Below are 20684 nucleotides of genomic sequence, written 5' to 3' on the forward strand. Positions count from 1 at the left end.
CGCGCCAGATTTCTACAATATGCACGCCTGTGCGATGTCTCGCCGTCGCCGCATGCCTGGCGTGCGCAAAACATACGAGCGCGCGGGCGCATGCGGTCCCGTCCGGGACGAGCACAAATCCACCAGCAAGGAATGAAATGAGCAAAACCGTTTTGACCGCCCTCTGCGCCCTCGCCCTGGCGGGCTGTTCCACCGTTGCCGAGAAAACCAACTTCGTCTCGGACGAATCGATCAAGTCGCAGGCTGCCGGCGCGATCGGCTACGCCCCGGCCGACCTGACGCTGGTAACGCGCCGCACCGAGGGCACCAATACCTATGCCGTGCTCAAAACCAAGGACAAGAAGGAATACGCCTGCACCATCAATGGCGGCAATCTCCTGACGATGGGCATGACCAATCCGCCCGTCTGCAACAAGCGCTGAATCCCCAGTCTGCCAAGCCTGGCCTCGCCCACCCGTTGAACGCGTTTCCTCCATCATGATTACCGATATCGACGATCTCAAGAAGCAACTCAACAGCCCTACGCCCAGCGAGGCCATGCAAGCCGAGAAGGAAGCCGCGGCGCTGGCCGAACAGGGCAATGTCGAAGCCGCCGAGATGCTCGTCAGCGTCTACGCGGACGGCACCCCGGCGCTGCGCGCCGACCGGGTCAAGGAATTCAAGTACACCAAGATGGCTGCCGAGCTCGGCTCGGCGTTCAGCCGCTACTGGCTGGCGAACCTGCAGCGCCAGTCGAAGGATTTCGCTGGCGCCCTCGAGAATGCCCGCCTCGCGCACCAGATGGGCGAGTCGAACGCGGCAACCCTGCTGGCGCGGATGATGCTGGCCGGCGAAGGCCAGCCGGCAAAACCGCTCGACGCGCTGCAACTGCTGTCCGAGAGCGTTGAAGGTGGATGCAACACCGACGCGGCCATCCTGCTGGCGGAAGTCTACCTGGGTGGCAAGCACATTCCATGCGCGCCGCAGAACGCCTACGACGTGCTGCAGCGCCAGGCCGGCATGTTCGACATCATGCGCCATGTTTCGCCGCCAACGTATGCGCGCTCACTGTACCTGAAGGCCGAGGCGATCCGCATGGGCGCCACCCCGGCCGCTGGAGAATCCTACGCCGACCTGATCGGCAAGGCAGCCCAGTTCGGCGAAGAGGACGCCGTCGCCGTGAGCCAGGGCATGAAGAACGATGCCGAGGAACGCCAGCGCGAGGCCGAGTGGGAGGCCATCGCGCGCTTCCCGGCCTACGGCGGCAAATGGAAGATGTTCCCGAACATCGGTCGGCTGGTCGCCTCGGTCAGCAAGAGCCATACCTCGGTATCGAGCTTCAACGGCAACGTCAGCACGACCACCTCGCACTGGCGCGTCGCCACCTTCGAAACCGCCTCTGGCCGGCAGTTCACGGCCAGCATTCCGGCCCGGGACAGCCTGGTCCAGGGACGCGCCTACGCCGTCCTGTTCGTCGGCCCCGAGAACGAGGACAGCGGCGTGCCGACGACGATCTTCGACCTCGAGGACGGCAGCGTGACCAAGGCCAACGGCAACATCGTCACGGCCTATCCGAAGAACAGCACCAAGCTGCTGGCCTTCCTGGCCGGCTTCGCGCTGGTATGGATGGTGTTCGCTGGCCTCGCCCTGCTGGCCTCGGCGACGCCCTTCGGCCTCATCTGGCTGGGCGTGACCGGCACGCTCATCTACAAGCTGCGCAAGAAGCGCCGCGGCGGCTACGACGAAGCGGTGCAGCAGGCCGGCTACTTCTTCGGCAAGCACTGCGCCAGCCTGCGCTGAGCCCGTCCATGGCCGCCGCCGGCGGCCAGCAAGAAAACGCCGAACTGAACTGAACCCCATAAGTTGGACACCAACTTATGGGTTTTTTTCATGGCGAAGTATGACGAGCAATCCAAGCTGTCGTTGGCGCGGCAATACTTAACTGGCAAGTTGAAACGAAAAGGGCTGAGCCCTGTGCAATACAGAACCCAGCCCTTGGCTGTCTAGCAAACTTTACGAGGTCAGTTCAGTCGAGCACGGCGTTTTTGGTGCGACGCTCCGGCCGGTCAGTCCTTCCTGTTCAGCCGGCTGTGCCGCACGCTGTACAGGAAGTAGGTCGCCACCGCAGCCGCCATCCAGATGAAGAACACGCGGTAGGTCGCCATTGGCAGGTCCTTCATGATATACAGGCAGGCGGCAATCGACAGGCCCGGGATCACGTAGGGACCAAAGGGCACCTTGAAGCCGTGTTCGGCATCCGGGCCCTGCTTGGCGCGGATCACGGGCACCGCGATCGAGACCACGATGAAGGCCGTCAGCGTGCCCATGCTGACCATGTCCCACAGGAAGGTGGCGTCGACCAGGCCGGCGATCAGGCCCACCACCAGGCAGACGATCAGGGTGTTCGACACGGGCGAACCGGTGCGCGGATTGACCTTCTGGAAGGTCTTCGGGATCAGGCCGTCGCGGCTGATCGCGTACAGGATGCGCGTCTGGCCGTAGATCGTCACCAGGGTCACCGAGAACACCGAGACCACGGCGCCGGCCGACAGCACCAGCGCCGGCCAGGCCTGGCCGGTGACGTTCTGCAGGATCACCGACAGGCCGGCCTGCTGGCCTTCGAACATGTGGGCCGGTTGCGCGCCCATCGCGGCCATCGCCACCAGCAGGTAGAAGGCGGTGACGATGATCAGGGCCGCCAGGATCCCGATCGGCACGTTGCGGCGCGGGTCCTTCACTTCCTCGCCGGCGGTGGCGATGGTGTCCAGGCCGATGAAGGAGAAGAACACGGTGCCGGCGGCGGCGGTCACGCCGGCCATGCCTGCGAAGCCCTTGCTGGTGTCCGTGTTGAAGAAGGGCTGGAAGTTATTCGCGTCGAAACCGGTAAACGCGATCGCCGCGAAAAAGGCCAGGATGGCCAGCTTGATCACCACCATGACCGCATTGGTCGTGGCCGATTCCTTGGCGCCGCGCACCAGCAGGATGCAGCACATCCCCACCAGCAGCACCGGCGGCAGGTTGAAGTTCCCGGCATGCACGCTCAGGTTGCTGTGGTCGGACACGAACATCGGCGAGCGCAGGTGCTCGGGGATCTGCCAGCCGAAGGCATTTTGCAGGAAGTTGTTCAGGTAATCGGACCAGCCGATCGCCACCGCGCTGCCGGCCAGTCCGTATTCGAGCAGCAGGCAGGCCGCGACGATGAAGGCCGCGAATTCGCCGACGGTGGCGTAGGCGAAGGAATACGAGGAACCCGAGGCCGGCACGCGTCCCGCCAGTTCGGCATAGCACAGGGCGGTCAGGCCGGCGGTGAGCGCGGCGATCAGGAACGACAGGATCACGGCTGGTCCCGCCTTCGGCACGGCTTCCACCATCGTGAAGAAAATGCCGGTGCCGACGGTGGCGCCGACGCCGATCATCGTCAGCGGGAACAGGCCCAGCGAGCGCGTCAGGGTGCCGCCGCCGTGGCTGTGGCTGTCGTCGTGCGCACGCTCAGCCGATTTGGTACGAAACAGCTTCTGGCCCAGGGTCAGATTCACGGAGTGTCCTTTGGTCACGCTAAATTGGAAAATGGCTGAGCATGAAGAAACAGCCAAAGTTCGCGATTATAGGGCTGTTCTGCTGTGGCTGAGAAAATAGTTTTCTCAAAATATGCATCCGCAATGCGTATTTATGAGCTAGAATATTTCCGTCAATTACAGAACAGTATCCGATGCGCCTGACCCGCTTTTCCGACATCGGCCTGCGTGTGCTGATCTATCTCGAACGCGCCGGCGAACGCCCGCATCCGGTGACGGTTGCGGAGATCGCCACGCAGTTCGACATCCCGCTGAATCACTTGGTGAAGGTGGTCGGCCACCTGGCCCGTGCCGGCTGGGTGCGCGCGATGCGTGGACGCAACGGCGGCCTGCGCCTGGCCGCCGATCCGCAGGTGCTGACCGTCGGCCAGGTATTGCGCGAGCTCGAAGGCGACGACGAGCTGGTCGACTGCGAGGGCACGAAGTGCGCCCTCAGCCTGGATTGCCAGTTGCGCGGCGTGCTGCGCGCCGGCATGCGCGCCTTCTACCAGGAGATGGACCGCTACACGCTGGCCCGTATCACGGAAGGCAATACCGGCGAGCAGATCGTGCGCATGCATAAGATGTTCTGGAGTGGCAGCCCCGACAGGCTGTCTCCAGGCTTTTCGTAGGGTGGGGACTTGTCCCCACGCGGTACAGCGGATGCCGTACCGACTGCTTGCCCAGTGCAAGCATTTTTTAAAACTTTAAAGTTGCATTTAAAATGCAAGAACTGAGGAATACACGATGATCTCCGCCGCTTCCCGTCCCTACATCGATGCCAGCGTCCCCGTCCTGCGCGAACACGGTCTCACCATCACCACCCTGTTCTACAAGAACATGCTGGGTGAGCATCCGGAGCTGACGCGCCTGTTCAACATGGGCAACCAGGCGCGCGGCGCGCAGCAGCAGTCGCTGGCCTCGGCCGTGTTCGCCTACGCGGCCAACATCGGGACGCCGGAAGCCCTGGGGCCGGTAGTGAAACGCATCGTCCACAAGCACGTGTCGGTCGGCATCCGCGCCGAGCACTACCCGATCGTCGGCCGCCACCTGCTGGGCGCGATCGCCGCCACCTTGGGCGAGGCCGCCACCAAGCCGCTGCTGGACGCCTGGGCCGAAGCCTATAACTCGCTGGCGAACCTCCTGATTTCGGCCGAAGCCGAGATGTACAGCACCGCCGGCGTCGAGCCCGGCGAAACCCGTCCAATGCGCGTGACCGAGGTGAAGCGCGAGAGCGACAACGTGCTGTCGATCCGCTTCGTCCCGCTTGATGCCAAGCCGCTGCCGCCCTTCCAGGCCGGCCAGTACGTCAGCGTCGCCGTCGACCTGCCGGGCGGCCGTCACCAGCTGCGCCAGTACAGCCTGTCCGACGCCGCGGGCAAGGACAGCCTGCGCATCTCGGTCAAGCGCGAAGACGCCCAGGACAGCACGCCGGCCGGCGAAGTGTCGAACTGGATCCATGCGAACGTGCAGGTCGACAGCGTGCTGCAGGTGACCCACCCGTTCGGCGAATTCACGCCGGATACCGAATCGGACGCGCCCATCGTGCTGCTGTCGGCCGGCGTCGGCATCACGCCGATGGTATCGGCACTCAACCGCATCGCCATGGTCAATCCGCAGCGCCAGGTGATCTTCGCCCACGCCGCTCGCGACGCGCGCCATCACGCGCTGCGCGACGACGTGGCCGCAGCGCAGGCCGTGATGCCGAACCTGCAGGTGGCAACCTTTTATGAGGAAGTGAACGGCGAAGCCGGCGTGCTGGCCGGGCGCATGGACGTGGCGCGTTTGCCGGCCTGGGACCGCGAAGCGGCCGAGGTGTGGATCTGCGGCCCGCTGAAGTTCATGCAGGCGCAGTGGCTGGCCCTGCTGGACGCCGGCGTGCCTCCGGCGCGCCTGCACCGCGAGGTGTTCGGGCCGGAGTTGCTGGATCACCTGCTGTAAAAAACGCGGCGTTTCCCGTAGGGTGGGCACTTTGTAGTGCTGGCATTTAGCCAGCCCCACTGCCCACGCGTTACGGGCGTATCCTTACCACGTGCCGTGAAAGGTCGCTCGCACGGCGTCACGGTGCCACGATCGATGGGCCGTGGCTCGCGGCTACTTCGCGGGCGATACCTCACCATCCATAGCCAGATCAGCCGCACGTAACGCGTGGGCACAGCGTGCCCACCCTACGGCCGCCGTTCCGTCCGTCTTCTTACAGAATCTGCACCGTGCGCCCGCTGATATTGCGCTGGGCCGGCTGGCCGTACACGCGGATCGGGCCCGAGCCGCTCGCCTGCGCGAACACCGACTGGCGCACGGTGGCCGAAATGCCGCCCGAGCCGCTGGTCGACAGCTCTCCCTTTTCGCTGCTCAGGTTCGCCATGTCGACGCTGCCCGAGCCGCTCACGCTCGCGTTCAGGCGCTGCACCGTGCCGCTGGCCTGCACCAGGCCCGAACCGCTGACCGTGGCGCGCGCGTACTCGCCGCGCACCTGGCCGACGATCAGGCGCCCCGAGCCGCTGACGGCCATCTTGGCGCTGCCGGCACGCAGTTCACTGGCATCGATCTTGCCCGAACCCGATACCCGCGCATCGAGCTCGGCAACCTCGCCGTACAAGCGCGTCACGCCCGAGCCGCCCTGGCGCACGTCGAGCGGCTCGCCCTTCAGGTCGCGCACCGTCACGTGGCCCGAGCCGCCGGCGTTCAGTTCGGTCAGGCGCGGCACGGTGTAGGTCACCTTCAGCGGCGTGGTGCTGCGCAGGCGCCCTTCGGTGCCGATGTGCAGGGTCGAGCCGCGCGTTTCGGTCTGCACCAGGTGCACCAGGTTGCTGTCGCCCTCTACCACCAGCGAAGGGGCGCCGCCGACGCGCACCTCGACGATCATCGAGCCGCCGACATCCAGCCCGGTCAGCGCGGCCACTTGGCGCGTATCGCGCGTCGCTACACCGTCGCCGTCGACGGTCTTGCCGCTGAACGGCGTGTGAACCGCGTATTCGCTGCCCGGAGGCGCGGCGACGATGATGCAGCCGCTGAGGGTAGCGGCGACGGCGATAGCAAGCAGAGTACGCATGGTGTGAACCTTTTTCCTGTCGTGGTTGGGCGCCGCAGCGCCGATGTTGCCACTTTAGGATTTGCTCACACCGCTGTCGCCTTCCCTGCGACGGATTGCGCTTTTTACGGCCTGAAGCGTAAAAACGGGGACCTCAGCGCTGGCCGAGCCGGGTTTCGCCGAACAGGGTCTTGTACTGGTGCGGCTGCGAGCGCCAGTACTGGGGCGGCGCGGCCACCTGGGCGCCCAGCTCGGCGGCGGCATGCCAGGGCCAGCGCGGGTTGTAGAGCATCGCGCGTGCCAGCGCCACCATGTCGGCCTGGCCCGATTGCAGGATGTGCTCGGCCTGGGTCGGCTCGGTGATCAGGCCCACGCCGATGGTCGGCATCGTGGTCTCACGCTTGATCCGTTCGGCAAAGGCGATCTGGTAGCCGGCGCCCACGGGAATCTTCTGCTGCGGCGACAGGCCGCCGCTCGAGACGTGGATGAAGTGGCAGCCGCGCGCTTCCAGCGCTTTGGCGAAGACGACGCTGCTCTCCAGGTCCCAGCCGCCCTCGACCCAGTCGGTGGCCGAGATGCGCATCCCGACCGCCACGGTCTCCGGCACCGCCGCGCGCACCGCCTCGAACACCTCGATCGGGAAGCGCATGCGGTTTTCCAGGGAACCGCCGTATGCGTCTTCGCGCCGGTTCGACAGCGGCGACAGGAACTGGTGCAGCAGGTAGCCGTGGGCGCCGTGCAGCTCGATGGCGTCCAGCCCCAATGCATGCGCACGGCGGGCCGCGTCCACGAAACCGTCCTTCACGCGCTGCAGTCCTTCGGCATCGAGCGCCAGCGGCACGGTCTCGCCTTCGGCGTGGGGCACGGCGGACGGCGCCACGGTCTGCCAGCCGCGCGGTTCATCCGGCTTGATGTTGGCCCCGCCCAGCCAGGGCGCGGCGCTTGACGCCTTGCGCCCGGCGTGCGCCAGCTGCACGGCGATCTTGATCGGCGAGTGACGGCGCATCGCGGCGACGATCGGGCGCAGCGCCTCGGTATGCGCATCGGACCACAGGCCGAGGTCGTCGGGCGAGATCCGGCCCTCGGGCGTGACGGCGGTGGCCTCGATGATGAGGAGCGCCGCGCCGGACAGGGCCAGCTGGCCGAGGTGGATCATGTGCCAGTCGGTGGCCAGGCCATCAATGGCCGAGTACTGGCACATCGGGGCGATGGCGATACGGTTGGACAGCTCGAGCGGCCCGAGTTTATAGGGGGAAAACAACTTGCTGCTCATGAAGGGCTCCGGGTTCTTGTTCGAGCCACAAAGTCTAGCGAAGCTTGAGCAATTGTGCAGATGCAAGGAAGCGTTTGGATTATTGTAGGGTGGACACCTGTGTCCACGCGGTGCCGCGCCCGAGTCGCGGAGCAGCATGATCTCGCCGGGGTTGTAGGGTGGGTTCTTGAACCCACGCGGTACGGTACATGAACAATCGTAACGCGGACTCGTTCGATGTCGCGTCTGCTCATCGGGTGAGACCGCGTGGACACAGGTGTCCACCCTACAAAAACAAAAAAAGCCGCGATTCCTCGCGGCTCTTGCACTACACGTTACGCCATCAACTCACGCGCACCACCATCAACCCGGCGCGCAAACCCACCCGCACATCGGGATTCGGGAACACCACCATCTCCTCATCATGAAAAACGGTGTACACCGTTTCCCCATCGGTGGCGATCACCTCGCCACGCTTGAGCGAGGCGAAGTTCGGCGTCTCCTTCGAGAAGCTCATCGTGAACGCGTCCGACAGCTTGACCACTTCCTGCGCCACCTTGAACACGTGCGGTTCGGTTTTCGCAGGCAGGCCGGGCAGGCCGCGCAGCAGGGCGTCCAGCGCACGCGACGCGTCGGCGAACTGGGCCAGGTTGTTCTGGCCCAGCGTGCCCACGCGCCCCAGCTCCACCGTACTGCCCGCGGCGCCATGGTGCTCGCTCGAGTAGTAGCTGTAGGTGCCGGCCGACTTCGGGTTCATGATGATGGCGCCAATCGCCGCCTGCCCGAGCCAGCCGATCAGGGCCTCCTTGCGCTCCTGTGCGATCAGGTCCGGCACGATCGCGAACATCGGATAGTGCGAGGCGCGGATCGCGGTGTGCAGGTCGAGGTGCCAGCGCACCGGGCCGGCATCGGCGAAGAAGGCCTTCGTCGCGGCGATGATCTCGTCCGCGCGTGCGCTCTCGAAGGTACCCGCCAGCGCCCCACGATCCGACCTGAACATGCGGTTCAGGTCGGCGTCGATGAAGCGCTTGCCGGCGGCGATGGCGTCGATGTTCCCGACGCACAGCATCAGGTCCACGGCAAGAAGCCGCGGCTCGCGCGACAGCGCCTCGATCACGTGCGCGACCATTTCGATCGGCCCGGTCTCGTCGCCGTGCACGCCGACCGACAGCAATACCGCCGGACGGGCGGTGTTGCCGTCGGCGGCACCGCTATCCCTCTTCACCGTCAGGATGCCCTTCGCGGGCGTCCCGACCACAAAACCGGCATCCGTGAAACGCTGCGCGACCTGGCCGAAATCGGCCTCGGCCAGCGCGCGCACCGCTTCAGGCACCACGGGTGGTTGGGCGGGCGCGCTCATCTCAGGCAGCCAGGCGCTCGGGGTTCGAGCCTTCCGACAGCGCCCAGACGTCCAGCATGGCCTGCTCGAGGTCGAGCGCCTGGGAATAGCCGGTCAGGCCCTTCTCCGCCGTCACGGCGTCGACCGCGGCGATCGGATCGCCGCTGCCGGCGCGCTCGATCACCTGCAGCAGCAGGCGCTGCTGGGTGCGGCGCAGTGCCTGCATCGCGTAGTTGCGCAGCTGTTCCTGCGACTTGCTCTGGGCCGGCAGCTTCAGGCCGCGCTCGAGCGTGTCGATGCCGGCGCGCTCGCGCAGCGCCATGCCGACCTGCAGGAACTGGGCCAGCGACATGCCGGCCGGACGCTGCACCGACACCGCCGCGAACAGGAAGGTAGCCAGCGACTCGATGGTCTCGACCGCTTTCCAGGCACCGACGAAGTTCTTGCTCAGGCCGGCATGGCCATCGGCTTCCGACTTGGCCGGCATCAGCTGGCGCAGCTGGTCGCCGTTCGCGAACAGCGAGGTCAGTTCCGTCATGCCATCGGCGCCCTGCGGCAGCGACAGCACGCCTTCGATCACGGCGCGCAGCAGTGCGCGGGTGCGGGCGTCGACCGCGATCGAGACTTCACGCGGCACGTTCAGCGCGTCGGCGTCGAGCGCATCGAACACCGGCGCCAGCTGCAGCGCCGACCAGCCGCGGCCCCAGGCCTTGACGACCTCGGTCTCGTCGACACGGTGCTCGGCAGCCAGGTCGCGCAGCATCAGCGGACCGCAGCGGTTGACCGCCTCGTTGGCCAGCACGGTGGCCAGGATGGCGTTGGCCAGCGGGTGATCCAGCGGATCGCGGGTAGCGACCAGTTGCGCCGGGAAGTAAGGACGCAGCACGGTCTCTGCCCATGGCTCGTCCACCAGCGGCAGCGCGGCCAGGGTGCGCTTGAAGCGGTTCTTGACGTTGGCGATGACGACCGCCAGTTCCGGCGCCGTCAGGCCCTGGCCGAGCGCCTTGCGGCGCTGCAGTTCGGCGTCGCTCGGCAGCTGTTCCAGCTCGCGCGAGACGGCACCTTCGGCTTCCAGGTTCGCGATCAGGGCGGCGTAGCTGTCGACAACCGACGCGCTGCCTTGCGCCTGGGCTTCGCGGGTCAGCAGGTGGGTCTGCTGGGTGTTGTCGCGCAGGACCAGTTTCTCGACGTCGCCAGTCATCTCGTTCAACAGGCGGTTACGGTCGGCTTCAGGCAGCTTGCCGGCGCTGACTTCGGTGTCCAGCCAGATCTTGATGTTGACTTCGTGGTCCGAGCAGTCCACGCCTGCCGAGTTGTCGATCGCATCGGTGAAGATGCGGCCGCCGTTCAGTGCGAACTCGATACGGCCGGCCTGGGTCGCGCCCAGGTTGCCGCCCTCGGCCACCACCTTGCAGCGCAGTTCGTTGCCGTTGACGCGGATACGGTCGTTGGCGCGGTCCTTCACCTGCGCATGGGTCTCGTTCGACGACTTGATGTAGGTGCCGATGCCGCCGTTGTAGAACAGGTCGACCGGGGCCATCAGGATGCGGTGCATCAGCTCTTCCGGCGCCAGCGCGGTTTCCTCGATGCCGAGGACAGCGCGCACCTGCGGGGTCAGCTCGATCGAACGGGCGCTACGCGGGAACACGCCGCCGCCCTGCGAGATCAGCGATTTGTCGTAGTCGTCCCACGACGAACGTGGGAGCGCGAACATGCGCTGGCGTTCCTTGAACGAGACTTCGACGTCCGGTGCCGGATCCAGGAAGATATGGCGGTGGTCGAATGCAGCCACCAGCTTCAGCTGGCGCGACAGCAGCACGCCGTTGCCGAACACGTCGCCCGACATGTCGCCCACGCCGACCATGGTGATCGGGGTCGTGCTCATGTCGTGGCCCAGTTCGTAGAAGTGGCGCTTGACCGCCTCGAAGGCGCCCTTCGCGGTGATGCCCATCTTCTTGTGGTCGTAGCCGTTCGAGCCGCCCGACGCAAAGGCGTCGCCCAGCCAGAAGCCGCGCTGCACGGCGATGCTGTTGGCGATGTCGGAGAAGGTCGCAGTGCCCTTGTCGGCTGCCACCACCAGGTAAGGATCGTCCTGGTCATGGCGCACGGTCGCTTCCGGCGGCACGATCGCGCCGCGCACGCGGTTGTCGGTCACTTCCAGCAGGCTGGAGATGAACATGCGGTAGCAGGCTTCGCCTTCGGCGGCCATCACTTCACGCGGCGCGTCCTTCGGCATCTGCTTGCAGACGAAACCGCCCTTCGAGCCGGCCGGCACGATGACGGCGTTCTTGACCATCTGCGCCTTCACCAGGCCCAGCACTTCGGTGCGGTAGTCTTCCATGCGGTCCGACCAGCGCAGGCCGCCGCGGGCGACCGGGCCGCCGCGCAGGTGCACGCCTTCGAAGCGGCGCGAGAACACGTAGATCTCGCGGTAAGGGCGCGGTTCCGGCGCCAGCGCGAGGCTGCTGGTGTCGACCTTGAAGATGATCTTCTCGCCGCTGTTCTGGAAGTAGTTGGTGCGCACGGTCGCCAGGGCCAGGTCGACCAGGGCGGCCATGATTTCCTCGGTGTCGGCATGGTTCACGCTCGACAGACCGGCCTTCAGCGCGGCCAGCTTGGCGCTGCCGGCATTGTGCTCGGCGTCGCCCAGCTTCGGATCGAAGCGCTGGATGAAGCCGGTGACGAATTCCTTGACCAGGGCCGGCTGGGTGCGCAGGGTCTCGGCCATGTAGCGCACCGAGAACTTCGAGCCCAGCTGGCGCCAGTAGCTGATGTAGGCGCGCACTAGCTGCACTTCGCGCATCGACAGGCCGCCCTCGACGGTCAGGCCGTTCATGCGGCCGTCTTCGGCTTCGTCGTTGAACAGGGCCGCGAACAGCTCTTCGGCGACCGGCGCGATGCCCGGTTTCACCAGCTTGCTGCCGCTCTCGTCGTCCACCGCCAGCGCGGTGACATGGTGGCGCACGCCGTCGGCGGTCGTGATGGCCCAGGTCTGCTCGCGGTCGACCGCGATGCCGGCGTTCTGCAGGGCCGGCAGGATGCGCGACAGCGAAGGCACGTTCTCGCCCGAGTACAGGCGGATCGAGGCGTCGCGCGCGGCGTTGCCGTCGCCGCTGCCCGGTTCGATGCGCACGGCGACGCGCTCGTGCTGGCCGATGCTCAGCATGGCCTGCAGGTCACGGAAGGCGACTTCCGGCGCGGTCGCGGTGACGAAGGACACCGGCAGGTTGGCGCCGAGCTTGCGCAGGGCGCTGCGCTGGGCGTGCTCTTCGACGCCGTTGGTCATGGCGGCGAAGCGGTCGTGCCAGCCGTCCAGCACGGACAGCAGCGGCTGCTGGATGTCGGTTTCGAGGTCGAGCGGGTTGCGGGCGGCGTGGGCGATCAGGTAGACGCGGGCCAGCGGACCGTCGGCGACCAGGGTCTGCACGCGCACGTCATGCGCGCCCGAGCTGTCCTTCAGGGCCTGTGCCAGCGAAGCAGCCACCGCTGCGCTGTAGCGCTCGCGCGGCAGATAGACCAGCGCGTTCAGGTGGCGGCCGTAGACGTCGCGGCGGGCGAAGACTTTCGGGCGCGGCTGCTTGTACAGCGAGACGACCGAGCTGCACACCTGTGCCAGCCACTCCGGATCGGCTTCCAGCGCTTCGGTGCGCGGCAGCGACTCGAGGATTTCCAGGAACTTCTCGGCGCGGAAGCCTTCCTGGCGCACGCCGGCCAGGCTCAGGACCTTGGCAACGCGGCCGCGCGCGAACGGCAGGCGCGCCAGCGGGGTCGAGGTGGCGGCGCGGGTGAACAGGCCGACGAAGCAGTGCTCGCCGAGGATGTTGCCTTGTGCATCGGTGTTGCGCACGCCGATGAAGTCGAGCGGCTGGTCGCGGTGCAGGGTGCCCTCGACGTCGGCCTTGACGATCGACAGGGTCTCGGCGCGGCCGGCCAGGGTCTTCAGTTCGCCCGGGATGTTGGCCAGGCAGGTGCCGTAGACCGGGTGCGAGGTGTCCTTCAGCACGCCGATGCGGCTCGGGATGTCGCGCGCCAGTTCGTCCTGGCCCGGCTGTACGACGTAGTAGGCGTAGCCGAAGGGCTCGAAGCCTTCGTTCTTGGCCCACTCGAGGAAGGCGGCCACTTCCTGGCCGGCCGGGGTGCCGGAGGAGGCGGCGGCCGCGGCCACTTCGGTCATGCGGTCGCCCATGGCGACGGCATCGCGGTGCACGACGGCGGCGTCGTTGGCGACCATGCGGATGCGCGCGGTCAGCTTGTCGAGTTCTTCGAAGGCGAGTTCGTCGTTCAGCAGCACCAGCACATAGGATTCCAGCGGTGCGCCGGCTGCGCCGACGGCAGTGACGACGCCGTTCGCGTCACGCTGGACCGGCAGCACGGCGTTCATCACGCCGGCGGCAAGGACGCGTTCCTTGCGCAGGGCCATCACGAACGAGTCGACCAGGTAAGGCATGTCGTCGTTCAGGATCAGCAGGGCGGTCGCGATACCGCCTTTGGTGTCGGTGTAGCGCATCTGCGCGATCTGGCAGCCCTGCCCGGTGCGCTTGGCAACCTGCATGAAACCGTCCCACAGGACGGGGGCCAGGGCTTGCGGCGCGATGCCGGCCAGGTCCTCTTCGTCGAGCGACCCGAGCCAGGCGCTGATCAGCGCGGTCACCGGTTCGCTTGCGCCTGCTGCAGGCTGGTTCGTGACCAGCGTGAGGGTCTGGGTGCGCAAATCTTGCGTCATGTCGTTCATTCTGCTTCTCCAATGCTTGATGTTGTCGCAGCAAGCGCGCTACGGCTTGTGGCTTTGCGCGCCCCGGCGTTTGGTGGACAGGGTTGTCCCGTCCAGGTCCTTGGCTTCCTTGTCCCGGAAGCGTGTAACTCGTTATCGTTCGATGGCGGTGCATCGTGTGCCGTCCATCGGCGTTTTGCTGCTTTGTGGCGGCGTGGTGCGTGCCGCGTTGTCTCTGCTCTGCTGCCGTACCGCGTGGGTTCGAGAACCCACCCTACGGTGCTTTGCTGCTTGCGGTGCTACGCGCCGCGTTACCTGTTCTTTACCGCCGTACCGCGTGGACTCGGGAGTCCACCCTACGGTGCGTCGCTTTTGTAGGGTGGGCACTTGTGCCCACGCGGTCTCACCGTTCGGTCATCCAACACCCTCAAACCACACCACGGTTTTCGTAGGGTGGACACCTGTGTCCACGCTGTCTCACCGGTCGATCACCCTGCAAATCAACAGAAGTCGTACAGGCCCGGCAAGCCGAGAATGCGCTCCAGCGCCTCCAGCGCCGTATGGCACTCGATCGCCAGCTGCGGGTCCATCAGGTCCTTCGGTTCGACGCGGTCGCGGTAATGCTTTTCAACCCACTCGACCAGTTGCGCATACAGCGCCTCGGTCATGATCACGCCGCCGTGCATGGCTGCGGCCTGCTCGTCGGTCAGGGCCACGCGCAGGCGCAGGCAGGCGGGGCCGCCGCCGTTGCGCATGCTCTGGCGCAGGTCAAATTCGATCAACTCGTCGATCGGCCTGCCGCTCGTCACCAGGCCGCCCAGGTAGCGCGCCACCGCCTCGTTCTCGCGGCACTCGTGCGGCACCACCAGGGCCATCCTGCCGTCCGGCTTGGACAGCAGCTGGCTGTTGAACAGGTAGCTCGCGACGGCGTCGGCCACCGGCACCTGGCCGGCATCCACACGCACCGGCACGAATTCGAAGCCCACGTCAGCGGCCGAGCGGCGCAGCGCCTCGATGGTCGCCGCCTCGTCGGCAAAGGCCTGCTCGTGATAGAACAGCACGTTGCCGTTGCCGACCGCGATCACGTCGTTGTGGAACACGCCCTGGTCGATCACGTCCGGATTCTGCGAGGCGAACACGGTGCGGCTCGGGTCCAGCCCGTGCAGGCGCGCAACCGCCTGCGAGGCTTCCAGCGTCTGGCGCGCCGGGTATTTTTTCGGCGCCGGGGCGGAAGGATCGAACTCGACGCGGCCATACACGAAGAACTCGACGCCCGGTGCGCCGTGGTCGGCCGCAAAGCGCGTGTGGTTCGCCGCGCCCTCGTCGCCGAAGGCCGGCGTCGACGGCAGGGTGTCGTGCACTACGAAGTGGTCGTGGTTGGCGAAGATCGCGCGCAGCGTGCGAGTGGCCTGCACATGCTCTTCCGAGCGGTGCAGCTTGTTGTTCAGGTTGGCGGCGGTGAAGTGCACGCGGCCGTCGCGGGTGTCGCTTGATGGGCTGACGGTCGCCGCGTTCGCGGTCCACATGGGCGCGGCCGACCAGGCGCAGGACAGGATCACCGGGGCCTCGCGCCAGGCTTGCGCCAGCACGTCGGCATCCGTCCCCGAAAAGCCGAGGCTGCGCAGCAGCCGGAAGTTCGGACGCGCCTGCGGCGGCATCACGGCCTGCGCGAAGCCGCGCGCGGCCAGCGCACGCATCTTGGCCAGGCCCTGCAGCGCCGCTTGGCGCGGGTTCGAGGCGCTGCGCACATTGCTGAACGAGGCCACGTTGCCGAACGAGAGGCCGGCGTAGTTGTGCGACGGACCGACCAGGCCATCGAAGTTGTATTCGCGAGCGTTACGCATAGATTAGAAGCTCAATTAAAAGCTCAGACCAGGCGACAGCTTGGCCGGCATTTCCAGTTCGGAGGTTTCGATCGACGCGACCGGATAGGCGCAGTAGTCCGCCGCGTAATAGGCGCTCGGACGGTGGTTGCCGGACTTGCCGACGCCGCCGAACGGCGCCGAGCTGGCGGCGCCCGTGGTCGGACGGTTCCAGTTGACGATGCCGGCGCGGGCGCGCACCGCGAAGCGCTTCCACAGTTCTTCCGATGGCGACAGCAGCGCGGCGGCCAGGCCGAATTCGGTGGCGTTCGCCACTTTCATCGCGCTGTCGAAATCCTTCACACGGATGACCTGCAGCAGCGGGCCGAACCACTCTTCGTCCGGAATCCCTTGCGCATCGGTGACGTCGACGATACCGGCGGTGACGAAACCGGCGTTCGGGTCGAGCTGGCGCATTGGCAAGAGCACCTTGCCGCCCTTCTGCGCCATCTCGGCTTGCGCCTGCACCAGGCGCGCAGCCACCGCGCTTGATACGACCGGCCCCATGAAGGGCTGCGGATCGGCATTCGACGGGCCGACCTGCAGTTTGGCCGCCACCTCGACCAGGCGCTCGATGAAGGCCCGGCCCTGCTCGTTGTCCTGCACCACCAGGCGGCGTGCGCAGGTGCAGCGCTGGCCGGCCGAAATAAAGGCCGACATCACGGTGTGGTGCACGGCGGCGTCGACGTCCTTGACGTTGCCACTGAGATCCCACACCACCAGCGGATTATTCCCGCCCATTTCCAGCGCCAGCATCTTGCCCGGCTGGCCGCCGAACTGTTTATGCAGGGCGGCGCCGGTCTGGCTGCTGCCGGTGAACAGCACGCCGTCGATCAGGGGATTGGCGCCCAGGGCGATGCCGGTGTTGCGGCCGCCATTCACCAGGTTCAGCACGCCCTTAGGCAGGCCGGCCTTTTCCCACAGCTCGACCGTTTTCACGGCGGTGCGCGGCGCGTATTCGCTCGGCTTGAACACGACGGTGTTCCCGGCGATCAGGGCCGGCACGATGTGGCCGTTCGGCAGGTGGCCGGGGAAGTTGTACGGGCCGTAGACGGCGAATACGCCGTGCGGGCGGTGGCGCAGCACGGCATTGCCGTCGGCGACCTTGGTGTTGCTTTCGCCGGTGCGCGCGCCATAGGACTGGACGGAGATGTCGATCTTGTTGGCCATGGTCGCCACTTCCGTGCGCGCTTCCCACAGCGGCTTGCCGACTTCCTCGGCGATGATGGCGGCCAGCTCCTCGGCGTGTTCCTTCAGCAGGTCGCGAAAACGCGTGCAGACGGCGATGCGCTCTTCCAGCGGGGTCAGGGCCCAGCCCTCGAACTGGTCGCGCGCGGCCTGGGCGGCGCGGGCCACGTCTTCTTCGTTGGACTCGTTGCTGCTCCAGGTCTGGCGGCCGGTGGACGGGTCGACCGTGACCAGTTCCGCGCCGCTGCCGGCGAGCCATTCGCCGTTGATGTAGTTCGACAGGTTAGCCATTGTTCTTCCTTACGTTGAGTGACAGCGTGCGCACCGTGTCGCCCGCCTGGCAATGCAGCAGCGCCAGCTCCTGCGCCGACAGCGCGACCTGCGCGCCCTCGATCGTGGTCTGGGCCAGCACCATCCGGAAATCGTGCAGCTTCGTGTTCGACACCAGCAGGCACTCGGTCTCGCCTTCGGGACGCCCTTCGGCGGCCACGCGCAGCACGCTGTCGCGCACCGAGCGCAGGTCCGACACGCGGCCCTGCAGCACCGGGCCGGCGTCGAAGATGTCGACATAGCCGTCGTAGTGCATGCCTTCCTGCTCGAGCAGCTTGCGCGCCGGCAGCGTGGAGCGGTGCACCTGGCCGATCACCTCGCGCGCCGACTGCGGCAGGTAATCGACGTACAGCGGTTGCCGCGGCATCAGCTCGGCGATGAAGGATTTCTTGCCCATCGCGGTCAGGCCGTCGACGTGGTTGAAATCCATCTTGAAGAAGTGGCGGCCCAGGCCTTCGTAGAAGGGGCTGGTGCCGTCTTCCAGCAGGTAGCCGCGCATCTCGGCGATGATCTTCTCGGTGAACAGCTGCTGGAACTGGGCGATGAAGAGGAAGCGGCTTTTCGACAGCCACTTGCCGTTGTAGCCGACCCGGTAATCCGGCTGCAGGAACAGCGAGCACAGCTCGGTGGCGCCGGTCAGGTCGTTCGACAGGTACAGGGTCTCCATGCGCGTGAACACGTTCAGTTCGCGGCTGGAGTGCACCAGGGTGCCGATGCGGTAGTTATAGAAGGGCTCGGTGAGGCCGACCGCGGCCTTGATCGCGCACACGCCGGCCAGGCGGCCGTTTCCCGTGTCCTCAAGCACGAACATGTAGTCGCGTTCGTGCGGCGGAATCGTCTCGGCGAACGAGGCGACGGCGCATTCGACGCGGTCGCCCAGCATCTTGCGGTCGGGTTTCAGGGTGGTCATGCCGCCGCCGACCTGGGTGGACAGGTCGATCAGGGCGTCGAGGTCCGATGCGGCGATGGAACGGATGACGAGCATGGTGCCTCCCTCAGATTCTGACGCAGATGACGGAGTCGCCCGGCGCCACGCCCAGCGCCTGCTGGGCCGCGGCCGGCAGGCAGATCGCGTCGGAAGTATCGCAGGGCGGGCAGGCCACGGTGACGGCGCGGAAGCGCTCGGCGCTGGTGGCGACCGCATAGGTGACGGTGGCGCCGCCCTCGCGCGACGCGCTCTCGACGCGGCGGTGCTGCGAGCCGCAGAACGAGCGCAGCGACAGCTTGTGGGCCGCCAGGATCGGGCCGCCGTCGAAGATGTCGACGTATTCGTCGGCCTCGAAGCCCTCTTCGGTCAGCAGCTTGAAGGCCAGCTGGCCGCTCGGGTGGATCTGGCCCATGGCCGCCTGGGCGTCGCCCGGCAGCAGCGGCACGTAGACCGGATAGTGCGGCATCAGCTCGACGATCAGGGTGCGGTTGCGCGCGCCGCCGATGATGCGCTCGGCGTCGAGGAAATCCATCTTGAAGAACTTGCGGCCCAGGGCATTCCAGAACGGCGACCGGCCCTCGCTGTCGGTCACGCCGGCCAGCGGCACGAAGAAGCGGTCGCCGAAGCGGTGCGGCGCCAGCGCCGCGTACAGCAGGCGCGCACGCGACAGCAGCGCTGCTTCGATGCCGGCGCGCTCGCGGTCGCGTAAATTAAAACCGGCCAGTTGCGAGCAGGCCGTCAGCTCGGAGCAGAGCGTCAGCGCGTGCACGCTGTGGGAGATGTTCAGGTCGCGCGAGACCTGCTGGATGACGTCGTTGCGGAATGCGAAATAGGTGCCGTTCGATCCGGCCGAGGCGTGCACGGCGGCGGTGCCGACGACTTCGCGGCTGGCCGTATTTTCGAGCACGAACAGGTAGGACTCCTCGCTGGGGATATCGACCTGCGCCGCGAAGGAAGCGATCGAGCGCTCGACAAAGGCGGTGATCGCCTCGCGCGTGCGCGGCAGCGTGTGCACTCCCGGCGTCGACACGGCGGCCAGGCTCTCCAGCGCGCCGATATCCGACAGTTCTACCGGACGGACAACATACATGTGAACTCCCAAAAAGACCTCGGTACGACGAACACGCCATGGCCCGCGTTCCTGCGCGGGCCATGGGTCAAGGCAACATCACTGCGGTTCGCGGGTCAGGCGGCCAGGAATTCCTCGACCGCGGCGCGCAGGATGCGGTCGGCTTCCGCGATCTGCTCGTCCGACACGATCAGCGCCGGCGCCATGCGCACCACGTCCATGCCGGCGACCAGCAGCATCAGGCCCATCTTCTCGGCGACCTTGGTCAGGTCCTTGGCGCGGCCCTTGTAGCCTTCCGCCATCGGCAGGCCGATCAGGAGGCCCATGCCGCGCGCCTTGCCGAACAGCTGAGGGTAGTCGGCGCTCAGCTTGTCGAGGTTGGCGAAGATCTTGGCGCTGGCTTCCTTCACGCGCGCCAGGAAGGCCGGCTGGTTGATGGTCTCGATCACGTTCAGCGCGACGGTCGCGGCCAGCGGGTTGCCGCCGTAGGTGGTGCCGTGCGAGCCGACATTGAAGTGCTGGGCGATCTCGTTCGTGGTCAGCATTGCGCCGATCGGGTAACCATTGCCCAGTGCCTTGGCGCTGGTGAGAATGTCCGGGGTCACGCCGACGTCCATGTAGGCGTACAGCGAACCGGTGCGGCCCACGCCCGACTGCACTTCGTCGAAGATCAGCAGGGCGCCGGTCTTGTCGCACAGCTCGCGCAGGGCCTGCAGGTATACCTTGTCACCCGGGATCACGCCGCCTTCGCCCTGGATCGGCTCGACGATCACGGCCGCGACGTCGTCGAAGATTGCAGCACGCGCCGCTTCGATGTCGTTGTAGGCGATGTGGTTGATTTCCTGCGGCAGCGGCTCGAAGCCTTCGGTGTACTTCGGCTGGCCGCCCACCGAGACGGTGAACAGGGTGCGGCCGTGGAAGGACGACAGGCAGGAGATGATGCGCGACTTGTGCGGGCCGAACTTGGTGTGCGCGTACTTGCGGGCCAGCTTCAGGGCTGCTTCGTTCGCTTCCGCGCCCGAGTTGCAGAAGAAGGCGCGGTCGGCGAAGGTCGCTTCGGTCAGGGCCAGCGCCAGGCGCAGGACCGGCTCGTTGGTGTAGCCGTTACCGAGGTGCCACAGGGTATTCAGCTGCTTGATCAGCGCGTCGACCAGCACCGGGTTGGCGTGACCCAGGCTCGAGACCGCGATGCCCGAGGTGAAGTCGAGGTAGTGCTTGCCTTCCTGGTCCCACACGTCCAGGCCCGAAGCGCGCACCGGCACCATGCCGGCCGGGGCGTAGGTCGGGACGAGGACTTCGTCGAAGGTCTGCCGAGTGACAGGCCGCGTTGTGACACCCGAATCGAGCTTTGCGTTCATGACTTTTTCCTCATCCATGTAAGTGACAGGCGCGCCTGGAGACGGGCGCCGAACCTGGTCATTATAGGAAGACGGGGTGGCAA

General features: G+C 66.5%; 14 protein-coding genes. 4 read left to right on the forward strand and 10 right to left on the reverse strand.

The window, feature by feature from the left end; translation table 11 throughout:
• The first annotated feature begins 137 nt into the window (after positions 1–137).
• Complete coding sequence (locus tag ACSUZJ_RS23380) at positions 138–422, forward strand: hypothetical protein (protein ID WP_499412037.1); 285 nt, start codon at positions 138–140, stop codon at positions 420–422.
• A 55-nt stretch (positions 423–477) separates the two neighbouring features.
• On the forward strand, positions 478–1779 hold the full coding sequence (locus ACSUZJ_RS23385; protein WP_499412038.1) for a tetratricopeptide repeat protein: 1302 nt from the start codon (positions 478–480) through the stop codon (positions 1777–1779).
• Positions 1780–2045: 266 nt separating this feature from the next.
• Here the strand turns inward: ACSUZJ_RS23385 and ACSUZJ_RS23390 are convergent, their stop codons facing one another.
• Positions 2046–3515, reverse strand: coding sequence for an APC family permease (locus ACSUZJ_RS23390; RefSeq protein ID WP_499412040.1), 1470 nt, complete (start codon positions 3513–3515; stop codon positions 2046–2048).
• A 173-nt stretch (positions 3516–3688) separates the two neighbouring features.
• Here ACSUZJ_RS23390 and ACSUZJ_RS23395 point away from each other — a divergent pair, with 173 nt between their 5' ends.
• Positions 3689–4165, forward strand: coding sequence for an RrF2 family transcriptional regulator (locus ACSUZJ_RS23395; RefSeq protein WP_499412042.1), 477 nt, complete (start codon positions 3689–3691; stop codon positions 4163–4165).
• Between the two features lie 115 nt (positions 4166–4280).
• Positions 4281–5474, forward strand: coding sequence for a globin domain-containing protein (locus tag ACSUZJ_RS23400; RefSeq protein WP_499412044.1), 1194 nt, complete (start codon positions 4281–4283; stop codon positions 5472–5474).
• 253 nt (positions 5475–5727) lie between these two features.
• Here the strand turns inward: ACSUZJ_RS23400 and ACSUZJ_RS23405 are convergent, their stop codons facing one another.
• The 9 genes from ACSUZJ_RS23405 to astC form a co-directional block, all read right to left on the reverse strand.
• Positions 5728–6585, reverse strand: a complete 858-nt coding sequence (locus ACSUZJ_RS23405) for a head GIN domain-containing protein (protein WP_499412045.1) — start codon at positions 6583–6585, stop codon at positions 5728–5730.
• Between the two features lie 133 nt (positions 6586–6718).
• Entirely contained in the window at positions 6719–7837 is a 1119-nt protein-coding gene (locus ACSUZJ_RS23410; protein WP_499412047.1) for an NADH:flavin oxidoreductase/NADH oxidase, read from the reverse strand.
• A gap of 322 nt (positions 7838–8159) precedes the next feature.
• Positions 8160–9176, reverse strand: a complete 1017-nt coding sequence (locus ACSUZJ_RS23415; protein WP_499412048.1) for a succinylglutamate desuccinylase — start codon at positions 9174–9176, stop codon at positions 8160–8162.
• 1 nt (position 9177) lies between these two features.
• Positions 9178–13887: an NAD-glutamate dehydrogenase domain-containing protein gene (locus tag ACSUZJ_RS23420; protein ID WP_499412049.1), complete on the reverse strand. Its 4710-nt coding sequence runs from the start codon at positions 13885–13887 to the stop codon at positions 9178–9180.
• Between the two features lie 479 nt (positions 13888–14366).
• On the reverse strand, positions 14367–15710 hold the full coding sequence (gene astB, locus ACSUZJ_RS23425) for an N-succinylarginine dihydrolase (protein WP_499412050.1): 1344 nt from the start codon (positions 15708–15710) through the stop codon (positions 14367–14369).
• A gap of 15 nt (positions 15711–15725) precedes the next feature.
• Entirely contained in the window at positions 15726–17207 is a 1482-nt protein-coding gene (astD, locus tag ACSUZJ_RS23430; RefSeq protein ID WP_499412052.1) for a succinylglutamate-semialdehyde dehydrogenase, read from the reverse strand.
• Complete coding sequence (gene astA / locus ACSUZJ_RS23435) at positions 17200–18231, reverse strand: arginine N-succinyltransferase (RefSeq protein ID WP_499412053.1); 1032 nt, start codon at positions 18229–18231, stop codon at positions 17200–17202. Before astA ends, astD begins: the two co-directional genes overlap by 8 nt.
• A gap of 10 nt (positions 18232–18241) precedes the next feature.
• Positions 18242–19264, reverse strand: coding sequence for an arginine N-succinyltransferase (locus tag ACSUZJ_RS23440; RefSeq protein WP_499412054.1), 1023 nt, complete (start codon positions 19262–19264; stop codon positions 18242–18244).
• 95 nt (positions 19265–19359) lie between these two features.
• Complete coding sequence (gene astC / locus ACSUZJ_RS23445; protein ID WP_499412055.1) at positions 19360–20601, reverse strand: acetylornithine/succinylornithine family transaminase; 1242 nt, start codon at positions 20599–20601, stop codon at positions 19360–19362.
• Positions 20602–20684: the final 83 nt, after the last annotated feature.

This window comes from Telluria sp. B2 (assembly GCF_051789535.1).
Taxonomy (GTDB): domain Bacteria; phylum Pseudomonadota; class Gammaproteobacteria; order Burkholderiales; family Burkholderiaceae_D; genus Telluria.

Bases quoted from the DNA above. Each gene is read 5' to 3' on its own strand.
- ACSUZJ_RS23380 (WP_499412037.1), top strand. From the start codon at position 138: ATGAGCAAAACCGTTTTGACCGCCCTCTGCGCCCTCGCCCTGGCGGGC.
- ACSUZJ_RS23385 (WP_499412038.1), top strand. From the start codon at position 478: ATGATTACCGATATCGACGATCTCAAGAAGCAACTCAACAGCCCTACG.
- ACSUZJ_RS23395 (WP_499412042.1), top strand. From the start codon at position 3,689: ATGCGCCTGACCCGCTTTTCCGACATCGGCCTGCGTGTGCTGATCTAT.
- ACSUZJ_RS23400 (WP_499412044.1), top strand. From the start codon at position 4,281: ATGATCTCCGCCGCTTCCCGTCCCTACATCGATGCCAGCGTCCCCGTC.
- ACSUZJ_RS23405 (WP_499412045.1), bottom strand. From the start codon at position 6,585: ATGCGTACTCTGCTTGCTATCGCCGTCGCCGCTACCCTCAGCGGCTGC.
- ACSUZJ_RS23410 (WP_499412047.1), bottom strand. From the start codon at position 7,837: ATGAGCAGCAAGTTGTTTTCCCCCTATAAACTCGGGCCGCTCGAGCTG.
- ACSUZJ_RS23415 (WP_499412048.1), bottom strand. From the start codon at position 9,176: ATGAGCGCGCCCGCCCAACCACCCGTGGTGCCTGAAGCGGTGCGCGCG.
- ACSUZJ_RS23420 (WP_499412049.1), bottom strand. From the start codon at position 13,887: ATGAACGACATGACGCAAGATTTGCGCACCCAGACCCTCACGCTGGTC.
- astB (WP_499412050.1), bottom strand. From the start codon at position 15,710: ATGCGTAACGCTCGCGAATACAACTTCGATGGCCTGGTCGGTCCGTCG.
- astD (WP_499412052.1), bottom strand. From the start codon at position 17,207: ATGGCTAACCTGTCGAACTACATCAACGGCGAATGGCTCGCCGGCAGC.
- astA (WP_499412053.1), bottom strand. From the start codon at position 18,231: ATGCTCGTCATCCGTTCCATCGCCGCATCGGACCTCGACGCCCTGATC.
- ACSUZJ_RS23440 (WP_499412054.1), bottom strand. From the start codon at position 19,264: ATGTATGTTGTCCGTCCGGTAGAACTGTCGGATATCGGCGCGCTGGAG.
- astC (WP_499412055.1), bottom strand. From the start codon at position 20,601: ATGAACGCAAAGCTCGATTCGGGTGTCACAACGCGGCCTGTCACTCGG.